Annotated in this window: 3 protein-coding genes and 1 pseudogene; 2 read left to right on the forward strand and 2 right to left on the reverse strand. The window is 65.9% G+C overall.

Annotated elements, in window-relative coordinates; translation table 11 throughout:
- Positions 1 to 224: 224 nt before the first annotated feature.
- On the reverse strand, positions 225 to 929 hold the full coding sequence (locus tag EN994_RS26215) for a helix-turn-helix transcriptional regulator (protein WP_013530583.1): 705 nt from the start codon (positions 927 to 929) through the stop codon (positions 225 to 227).
- A gap of 188 nt (positions 930 to 1,117) precedes the next feature.
- Here EN994_RS26215 and EN994_RS26220 point away from each other — a divergent pair, with 188 nt between their 5' ends.
- Positions 1,118 to 1,405: a hypothetical protein gene (locus EN994_RS26220; protein ID WP_244514322.1), complete on the forward strand. Its 288-nt coding sequence runs from the start codon at positions 1,118 to 1,120 to the stop codon at positions 1,403 to 1,405.
- A 113-nt stretch (positions 1,406 to 1,518) separates the two neighbouring features.
- The gene (locus EN994_RS26225; protein ID WP_063170293.1) at positions 1,519 to 2,187 is read left to right on the forward strand and encodes a GcrA cell cycle regulator; all 669 of its coding nucleotides are present in this window, start codon (positions 1,519 to 1,521) and stop codon (positions 2,185 to 2,187) included.
- A 249-nt stretch (positions 2,188 to 2,436) separates the two neighbouring features.
- On the opposite strand, the pseudogene EN994_RS26230 reads toward EN994_RS26225, so the two are convergent.
- Positions 2,437 to 2,654, reverse strand: a pseudogene (locus tag EN994_RS26230) (DUF982 domain-containing protein); the annotation flags it as partial.

Raw genomic sequence — 2,654 nt, forward strand, 5'->3', positions numbered from 1 at the left:
GTCGGGCCGTATCGTCTGTTCGGCCTGCCGCGCCGACGGACTGCCGGGGACGGCGATTTCGATCCAGGCGGCGTTTGTCGACGAGCGCCAGCGCGTGCGCAGCGAAGCGCGGATGCTGAGCGACAGGGATGTGCCGCTGGAGGGATCGCGGCGGGCTTGAGTGGGAGGGTGCCAGCGCTGGTTCTTCCTTCTCCCGCAGGCGGAGAAGGAAGAGCATCCCTTGCTCAATACCCCAGCAATTCCTTCAGCGGAATCACGCGCCAGACATGTTTGATGGCGTAGCGGTTGAAGGTCAACGTCTTCGGCGGGTTGTACTGCTCGACGACCAGCTCGCCCGCCGTGCGCTTGACCAGCTTTTTGATGAAGGCCTTGCCGTTGCGCTCGTTTTCCTCCGGGAAGGTCTCGATCACCACATGGTCGCCCGGTACGGCGTCGCGGCCGCCGCAATAGATCAGGTCGCCGGGCTCGTAACGCGGCACCATGGAATCCGAGAGCACGTGCAGGGCGAACACCTTCGGCAGGTTGCGCACGCCCGGCGGGCGCTGGACGTAACCCGCCGGCTCGCCGTTGAAGGTGAAATCGCCATCGTCGCCACCGACGGCCGCGCCCAGCACCTCGATGTCCATCGAGCTGGCGGGTAGCGGACCTGCATCGGTGACGATCTCCGCATCGGCAACCGGTCCGGCATCGTCGAGAAACACGACCTGCCCCTGGCCCAGCGCAACCGGGTCGACGCGCAGGAAGGCGGCGGTCTTCAGCAGGTTCTCGGTCTTGGGCAGATTGCGGCCGGTTTCCCAGTTGCCGACGGCGGCGACATCGGTGTCGTTGTGTTCGGCGATGTGGCGCATGACCAGGCCGCGCTGCTTGCGCGCCTTGCGGATCGCCGCTCCGACCTTGATCGACAGTTCCGTTTTTGCCATGGCGCCCATGTGAGGGATGAAAGCCGCTCTCGTCTATGAAAGAATGGCTTGCATCTATTTTCGAGTTATGCTTATATCCGGTCATGCAAAACCTGTCCAGCTTTGATGGCGCCGAGTCGCCGGCCTCACGCGAGGCGCGCCCGGCGGTCATAACCGCCCATTCCCTTTCATCCCGGCCGTCCTCCTCCCCGGCCCGGATGAAGCCCGAGGCCCAGTGCCTGACCGCACGAGCCTCGGGTCCGGTCCGCCTGTCTCCGGCGACCGGAACGGCCGGAGCCGCCGCTCCCAGCGGCTTCGGCCCCCAATTCGGCCGGCATGGCGCCGGCTCTGTTTTTGCGGCAGGCCGATCCTGCATCCGCACCGAGGACGGCACCGTCATCCTGTTCGACAGGCTGACGGGCAGGGCGGTTTCCGCCCTGGACAGAAACACGGCCGAAGCGCGGCTTCTGCACCTTGCCGGCGGGAAATCGGCCCAAGCCGGCTGAGGCTGGCCGGCTGAGAGCCGGCTCTTGAAAAACAACCTGACTGCGGCCTGGCGACCGGGTCGAACCTTGACGCTGCCCGACGGCGCGCGGCCGAACTTTGGATGGAGCTGGATATGGCAAGCTATAGCGACGCGGAATTGCACGAGATCGCCCGCTGGCTGAAGGATGGGTTCTCAGCCTCCAGGATTGCAGTCGCGTTCAGCGCGTTGCGCGGCAGTCCGGTGTCGCGCGACGCCATCATCGGCATCGTGCACCGCAACGCCATGCTCGGCGCGATCGGCTTTGCCAATGGCAAGGGGCCGCCGCCGCGATCCAGGCAGGCCGTGGGCAAGCGCGCTGGAAGCAAGCGGGCGAGTGGCGCGTCGGCGAAAGCGACGCCTGTCGTCGGCAAGATGGAGGGCGTGCTTGCCGCCAAGGACATCCATGCGCGTGAAGTGGCCCGGCCCAGGCGCGCGCATTCGTTCGTGCGCGAGGTGGGCGTGCTGATCGCCGACGGCGTGGCCTATCGCCTGGAGGCGCCGGCGCCGCCGCGCGCGGCCATCGGCCGGCAGCCGCATGGCGTGGCGATGCGCTTCATCGATTGCCTGTTTTCACGCTGCCGTGCGCCGCTGGATCTGACGGTGGAGGGGGATCCGGACATTTCTATTGCCGAAGAGGGGGCGCCAGGCAGCCGCCCAGGCGCCGACATGCTGTGCTGCGGCATGCGCACCGGGGCGCTGAAAAGCTATTGTACCTACCACCAGGCGCGCTTCCAGCGCCGCGTATTTGTTGCGACGGGGTGAGGTTTGATCTCTTCTCCCCCGTTCACGGGGAGAAGGTGCCGGCAGGGCAATGAGGGGCAGCGCTGACGAGGCAGGATGGAAGCTGACATGAAATTCAAGCATCCGATTCAGATGCCACTTACCGAAGCGCTGGCGCCGCCCCTCATTGCCCTGCCGGGCGTTCGCTGTTCGAAAAGCCAAGCAATTGGCTTTTCGTCCGCTGCGCGGATCACACCTCACCCCCGTAAACGGGGAGAAAGAAGCAAAGCCCTATTTCGGCATCTGCCCGCCTTGCTTGGGCGTGCGGCTCTGCATGCTCCTTGCGTCCATCGCTACCGCCGGGTTGCCCTCGCCGACCAATATGCCGGTCACCCGGGCAAAGCCGGTAAACACCTTCATGGCGTCGGCTTCGGAAATCTGGGCGGCAATCGCCGCGCTGCAGGCGTTCAACGCGCTGCGGTAGACATGGCCACGCCGCTCCAGCGGCG

This window comes from Mesorhizobium sp. M7A.F.Ca.CA.002.09.1.1, from assembly GCF_003998555.1.
GTDB lineage: Bacteria > Pseudomonadota > Alphaproteobacteria > Rhizobiales > Rhizobiaceae > Mesorhizobium > Mesorhizobium ciceri.

Coding starts and splice junctions, on each gene's coding strand:
- EN994_RS26215 (WP_013530583.1), bottom strand. CDS start 929: ATGGGCGCCATGGCAAAAACGGAACTGTCGATCAAGGTCGGAGCGGCG.
- EN994_RS26220 (WP_244514322.1), top strand. CDS start 1,118: ATGAAGCCCGAGGCCCAGTGCCTGACCGCACGAGCCTCGGGTCCGGTC.
- EN994_RS26225 (WP_063170293.1), top strand. CDS start 1,519: ATGGCAAGCTATAGCGACGCGGAATTGCACGAGATCGCCCGCTGGCTG.